Below are 6,445 nucleotides of genomic sequence, written 5' to 3' on the forward strand. Positions count from 1 at the left end.
GTAATTAAATAATGGTGGTGTTGACGTATTAATACAGCTTTGAGTAATTCGGCTAATTATTTGGATTTCATTTATAGCCGCCAGCGAAATGCCAGGCGGCGAAATAAAATTTAAAATTTCAATAACACTTTGCAGCAGGCGCGCTGATCTTTTTCAAATAAGGTCATGGCAGCTTCGACCTCAGCGCCTGGCATACAGTGGGTGATTAATTTTTCAGGGTTTATTTTTCCCTGTGCCATCCATTCAATTACCTGCGGGAATCGATGGCTGTTCAGCCGTGAAGAGAATAGCGATATTTCCTTGCTGGTGATGCTTTGCTGGCTGATGCTGCTGGCCTCGCCGGAAAAACCCATCATGCCGATGCGTGCCGCAGGTGACGCCACGTTTATCGCCTCTTGCAGAATCGACGGATGACAGGCTGCATCAATGACCAGCGTCGGATGAATATTTTCCGCCGCCAGCTGCTCTGCTACCGAGTTGTGCTGGTTATTTATAGCCCGGTCAGCGCCGTTATCACGCGCCATTTGCAGCCGCTCCTCGATACGATCGGTGACAATAACCTTCTGTACGCCATACACCCCTTTCAGCACCTGAATCACCGTCAGACCCATTGGCCCCGCGCCATACACCAGCGCGGTATCCTGAGCAGCGGGTTTTAAAAATGCAGTGATATTGGCGGCGATAGTAAAGGGTTCAACCATGCTGGCGAGTTGGTCTGGAATGCTGTCTGGCACCACGTAGGCATTGGCTGCAGGAGCCACCGCGTAGTCACTGAATCCGCCGTCGCGATGCACGCCAATCACCTGTAATTTGCTGCAAACGTTTGGGCGACCTATCGAACACGGGTAGCAGTTTCCACAGCTGACGACCGGGTCAATCACCACGCGTTCGCCGATACGAGCCGGGTCTACGCCATCACCGACGCAGTCGATATGGCCGAAAAATTCGTGGCCGATCACCCGTGGATACTTGGCGAACGGATTATGCCCGTGATAGATGTGTACGTCCGAGCCGCAAATACCGGCATAGCTGACTTTAATGCGGACTTCACCGGCGGCTGGTTGTAGCTGCGGACGCGTCTCGATAACCAGTTTGCCGGGTTGCTGAATAACGATGCTTTTCATGATCACCAGCTCCACAGTGTGCCGTCTTCAAGACGGGCAACCGGCAGATAGGCAGGCTCGTAGGGATATTTCGCTGCCAGTTTCTCGTCGAACTCGATACCAAGGCCCGGTTTTTCACCCGGATGCATATAGCCGTTATCAAAGGTCCAGTTATGCGCGAAGACCTCCAGCATTTGCTCGGAGTAACCCATATATTCCTGCACGCCAAAGTTCGGTACCCACAGGTCGAAATGCAGCGCAGCCGCCATGCACACAGGAGACAGGTCAGAAGGGCCGTGCGAGCCGGTGCGTACCTGATAAAGCGAGGCAAAATCGGCAATGCGGCGCATGCCGGTAATCCCTCCCGCGTGGGTAATGGTGGTGCGGATATAGTCTATTAACTGCTCTTCAATCAGCTGCTTACAGTCCCAGATACTGTTAAAGACCTCTCCGACGGCGATAGGCGTCACGGTGTGTTGGCGGATCAGGCGAAAACATTCCTGATTCTCGGCCGGGGTCGGGTCTTCCATCCAGAACAGGCGATAATCCTCGACGCTTTTGCCAAAACGTGCAGCCTCAATTGGCGTCAGGCGGTGATGCATGTCGTGCAGAACGTGCTCGTTAAAACCAAATTTATCGCGCACTGCTGCAAACAATTTCGGGGTGAAATCGAGATATTTTTCCGTGGACCACAGCTGCTCTTCCGGCCAGTGGCCTTTGGTGGCCGGTTCATAGGCCTGACCTTTACCCTTGGTCACGCCGTAGCTGGTTTTCATTCCCGGAACGCCACACTGCACGCGGATAGCCTTGAAGCCTTGCTCTTTATGGCGGGCGTAGTCTTCCAGCACTTCATCGACCGAATGGCCGGTGGTGTGGCAATAAACCATGACACCGGTGCGAGAAGCGCCGCCAAGCAATTGATAAAGCGGCATGTTGGCGGCCTTACCTTTGATGTCCCACAGTGCCATGTCCACCGCCGAGATGGCTGACATGGTGACTGGCCCACGCCGCCAATAAGCTCCTTTGTAGAAAAATTGCCAGATATCTTCAATCTGATGGGCATCGCGACCAACAAGCTGCGGGCAAACATGGTCTTTCAGATAAGAGGCCACCGGCAGTTCGCGGCCATTGAGCGTGGCATCACCCAGCCCGGTTAGCCCTTCGTCAGTGGTAATTTTCAAGGTGACAAAGTTGCGACCCGGGCAGGTAATAAAGACTTCGGCTTTCACTATTTTCATTAGATGAGACCTTTTGCACATAGACGGCATTAAGCATTGCTGAAAAATACGCCCTTATCTAACTACCATACAAGTATGCAGATCAATATTTGCGGGGAGAGATCACAGTTTGTTGCTCAAATGTTATGCAGGAAACAGGGTTGGCGCAGGCAAAGCGCCATTGCCCGAGCTATGCGGATAGAGAGAGTATTAACGCCGGAAGAATATCGGGAAGAGCTTGATAAAGGTGAAAGCAAAAACTGCCGGGAATTACCCCAGCAGCGCGCAGTGGGGAGGCAGGCGGCATTGCAGGGCGTTTGGCACCACGTCGATACGAAAATGCTTGCCGGTTAACGGTTCACCGTCGAGGTTGAAGGTCATTTCATGAGGGGCATTAATTTCCAGCCAGGGCGTTGAAGTCGATAAAATGTTTTTATTCTCCTCACCATCAAGCAGGCTGCGCAGAAATGAAGGCAATAGCTCTTCCGAGGTCAGCAAACGTAACTGGAGCAGGCCATCATTAATCAAGGCATCCGGGCAAATCTCCTGGCCGCCACCGGCCTGACGCCCATTGCCGATACCAATCACCAGCGCATCGCCTTGCCAGGCAAACTCTGGGCCAATGATTTCACAGCTGTCAGCTTTCAACGTGTCCATTCTTAATAACCCATGGATAAAATATGAAACGCCGCCGAGGGCTGATTTTAATTTTTCAGGAGTCTCGGTAGTAATACGGGTACCAAATCCACCGGTGGCCATATTGATGAAATAGCGTTCGTCATTGACACAGGCTAAATCGATATCTGCCGCGCGACCGTGTATGGCTAGCGTCAAAGCCTGATCTACTGCTAATGGGATACCGCAGCTGGTGGCAAAGTCATTGGCCGTGCCGAGTGGGACAATGCCCAGCGCTGGAAGGGGGCCGGAAGCCTGTTTGAATAATGCTGTCGCAACTTCATTTATTGTGCCGTCGCCCCCGCCGGCTATAACGGTTTCAACGCCGAGTTCGATGGCTTCGGCGACGTATCTGGCAGCATCGCCGTGTTCCCAGGTAACACGCACGGCTAGATTTAAGCCTGAAGATCGCATGCTGGTTACGGCTTCGCGCAGTGCTGCATTACCGGCACCTTTTCCATTAATAATCAGCAATGCCTGAGTTTCTTCTTTCATTGCACCCTCCATGTTTACCATCGCGTAGGGTTTTAAAATAAATGATTATAGGGGCGAATAGCCATAAGAATTTTCAGGGAAAAATCAGGAGTAAAACGGGTAGTGCTTAATTATTAGGCGAAAATATCGTGGAGAGAATTATCCCTCTTATATCGAAGATAATTTATGATATTTGTAGTTGAGTATTATTTTTATTGCCGTGATAACAATTAAACGTGTAATTAATTAACACTCTAATCAATTAATAGGAGAATGAAGTGCGGGTGATTAAATAAAATAATGCCAGCTCAGGGTGTTTGAGCCGGCAAATAGTTGGTGACCAGTATTATACGGTTTTTTTCCATTCTAAATTTTGCTGCGGGAAGAATAATACCCAAAAATCTCCTTCCGAGATGTGATCGAATTCTAGTTTTAAGAAATCCAAAAGCAATAAACAGCGAAATAATCACGCTGTTTATTGCTTTTATTAAGGGTTTGGATTACGCGTATTACTATTATCTATCAGGTTTCTTAACAAAATTGCATAGGGCAGTGAAATTTCCTCAGGTAGCGGGATATAAACAATGTGCCCATTGCCAGGGGCAACGTTGATAGCCTCTCCTTTGCGATTTTGCATTTGGTCGATGAAAAGCTGAACGTTGCCTTCAGGGGTCATGATTTCAATGCTGTCACCCACAGAGAAACGGTTTTTAACGTCAATCTCGGCCCAGCCAAGATTATTCCCGGTTCCGCGCTGGCCGGTAAACTCTCCGGCAAACTGCTGCCTGTCACTTACCGAAAAGCCATAGTCATAGTTTTGCTGTGCTTGATGAACATGGCGGCGCAAAAACCCCTCGGTATAGCCGCGATGCGCCAAACCCTCAAGGGTAGTCATTAAACTGGTGTCGAAAGATTTACCCGCTACCGCGTCATCAATCGCCTGTCGATAAACCTGTGCCGTGCGCGCGCAGTAATAGAAAGACTTGGTGCGGCCCTCGATTTTTAACGAATGAACGCCCATTCTGGTCAGGCTACCGACATGCTCAATCGCCCGCAGGTCTTTGGAATTCATAATATAAGTGCCGTGCTCATCCTCAAACGCGCTCATGTATTCTCCCGGTCGCAGGGCTTCCTCGAGCATTAATAACCGAGGGGTGGGTTGCCCCTGTCCCAGCGTGGGTTTTACCGGGTTTATTTCCTGCATCGCAATGGGCTCATGCTTGTGCACGATATTTCCCAGCTCGTTTTCGACGCCTTCCTGTACTTTATATTCCCAGCGACAGGCATTGGTACAGGTCCCCTGATTAGGGTCACGCTTGTTGATGTAGCCCGATAACAGGCAGCGGCCGGAGTAGGCCATGCAAAGCGCCCCGTGTACAAACACTTCCAGCTCCATTTCCGGCACCTGTTGGCGGATTTCGGCAATCTCTTCCAGAGACAGCTCGCGCGAAAGGATCACCCGGCTCAGCCCCATTTGTTGCCAAAACTTGACCGTTGCCCAGTTGACCGCATTTGCCTGCACTGAAAGATGGATATCAATGTGTGGAAAAGCCTCGCGAACCATCATGATAAGGCCGGGATCGGACATGATCAGCGCATCCGGCGACATTTCGACGATCGGCTGCAGATCGCGCAGGAAGGTTTTCAGCTTGGCGTTGTGCGGCGCAATGTTGACCACCACGTAGAATTTTTTGCCGAGTGCGTGGGCCTCATTGATACCAAGTGCCAGATTTTGATGGTTAAACTCGTTATTGCGCACCCGCAGACTGTAGCGCGGCTGACCGGCGTAAACTGCATCTGCGCCATAGGCAAAGGCGTAGCGCATATTTTTGAGCGTGCCGGCGGGGGACAATAATTCGGGTTTACACTGTGATGTAGACATAGCAACTCTCTGAACTCTGCATACCGAAATGAAAGAGCGGAATTGTAGCGAGCCGGAGAGTTAGAGGACGGGCTAATTGCCGTAGGCATGATGTAGATCAATTATTAACAATATTGGCGCTGCTCAAGACAAACAGCGCCAAATTTCTGACTGCTTCAAAAAAATCAATTATTTCAAATTCGTGTCAGAGAGTCTGCGTGAGTCAGGTCGCGAATGTCCGTACTCGGTCCATTTTTGACAACTGACAGCATACCTTTCTGAAGACCGCTTGTGGCCGTGTACATTTCGCTAACGCCGATGACTTGATGATTTTTCGCCCGCAGCACAAAGTACTGTTGTCCCTCTTTTCCGGGCTTGATTTCATATTGTCCTTCGTCGGTAGCGTTAATTTGTACCGAAGTAATCCCGTTCTCAGCCGACGCCTTACTGGCGTACATTTCACTGCTAAGAATAATCTCTCCGTTCCCGGCCTTCAGGTTAAAGTGAAATTGTCCGTTTTTCGCTTTTTTAAGATCATAGTGACCCGTAGCCATAAAGGTTCCTCCAGTGATTAATAATCCATCACTAAGTATAGACGGCGCTGGATTTTCATCCTGAGCTAAAGACAATTATCAGGCATTTTCAGAAGATTTTGTGACAGTACCGACAGACTTAGGTTAACCGACAAGGATCGGCTTCCCAGCGATAACCCACGCCGTAGACCGCGCGAATAAACGCTTTATCACCGTCAATGGATTCCAGCTTGCGACGCAGGTTCTTGATATGACTGTCGATAGTTCTGTCAGTCACCACGCGGTAGTCGTCGTAAAGATTGTTCAGCAGCGCTTCTCGGGTGAAAACGTAGCCCGGTTTGATCGACAACGTTTTGAGCAGGCGAAATTCTGCGGGAGTGAGATCCAGCTCTACGCCCTGATAATGTGCCTGAAAACAGCCTTCGTCGATGTGTAAACCTACACCATCTGCCATCGGTTCGTTGGGACGATAGCAGCGACGCAAAATAGTTTTGACGCGCGCGACGACTTCGCGAGGGCTGTACGGTTTGCAAATATAGTCATCGGCACCGATTTCCAGCCCCAGCAGTCGGTCAATCTCTT

Annotated in this window: 6 protein-coding genes; all 6 read right to left on the reverse strand. The window is 50.1% G+C overall.

Annotated features, from left to right (window positions below; genetic code table 11):
- Nucleotides 1–110 precede the first annotated feature (110 nt).
- A complete protein-coding gene (locus SPM24T3_RS17550) occupies nucleotides 111–1,124 on the reverse strand; it encodes a Zn-dependent oxidoreductase (RefSeq protein ID WP_009638139.1) in 1,014 nt (337 codons plus the stop codon).
- A 2-nt stretch (nucleotides 1,125–1,126) separates the two neighbouring features.
- Complete coding sequence (gene manD, locus SPM24T3_RS17555) at nucleotides 1,127–2,341, reverse strand: D-mannonate dehydratase ManD (protein ID WP_009638140.1); 1,215 nt, start codon at nucleotides 2,339–2,341, stop codon at nucleotides 1,127–1,129.
- 249 nt (nucleotides 2,342–2,590) lie between these two features.
- Nucleotides 2,591–3,490: a lipid kinase YegS gene (yegS, locus tag SPM24T3_RS17560; protein ID WP_009638141.1), complete on the reverse strand. Its 900-nt coding sequence runs from the start codon at nucleotides 3,488–3,490 to the stop codon at nucleotides 2,591–2,593.
- A gap of 466 nt (nucleotides 3,491–3,956) precedes the next feature.
- Nucleotides 3,957–5,351 (reverse strand): tRNA 5-hydroxyuridine modification protein YegQ, encoded by a 1,395-nt coding sequence (yegQ, locus tag SPM24T3_RS17565; protein WP_009638142.1) that lies wholly within the window; start codon nucleotides 5,349–5,351, stop codon nucleotides 3,957–3,959.
- 173 nt (nucleotides 5,352–5,524) lie between these two features.
- Entirely contained in the window at nucleotides 5,525–5,884 is a 360-nt protein-coding gene (locus SPM24T3_RS17570; protein ID WP_009638143.1) for a YegP family protein, read from the reverse strand.
- Between the two features lie 118 nt (nucleotides 5,885–6,002).
- Nucleotides 6,003–6,445: winged helix-turn-helix domain-containing protein (locus SPM24T3_RS17575; RefSeq protein WP_009638144.1), on the reverse strand; the 443-nt coding region annotated here is incomplete at its 5' end.

Source organism: Serratia sp. M24T3, assembly GCF_000257645.1.
GTDB lineage: Bacteria > Pseudomonadota > Gammaproteobacteria > Enterobacterales > Enterobacteriaceae > Rouxiella.

Excerpts from the sequence above, each read along its gene's own strand:
- SPM24T3_RS17550 (WP_009638139.1), bottom strand. The coding sequence starts at position 1,124 with ATGAAAAGCATCGTTATTCAGCAACCCGGCAAACTGGTTATCGAGACG.
- manD (WP_009638140.1), bottom strand. The coding sequence starts at position 2,341 with ATGAAAATAGTGAAAGCCGAAGTCTTTATTACCTGCCCGGGTCGCAAC.
- yegS (WP_009638141.1), bottom strand. The coding sequence starts at position 3,490 with ATGAAAGAAGAAACTCAGGCATTGCTGATTATTAATGGAAAAGGTGCC.
- yegQ (WP_009638142.1), bottom strand. The coding sequence starts at position 5,351 with ATGTCTACATCACAGTGTAAACCCGAATTATTGTCCCCCGCCGGCACG.
- SPM24T3_RS17570 (WP_009638143.1), bottom strand. The coding sequence starts at position 5,884 with ATGGCTACGGGTCACTATGATCTTAAAAAAGCGAAAAACGGACAATTT.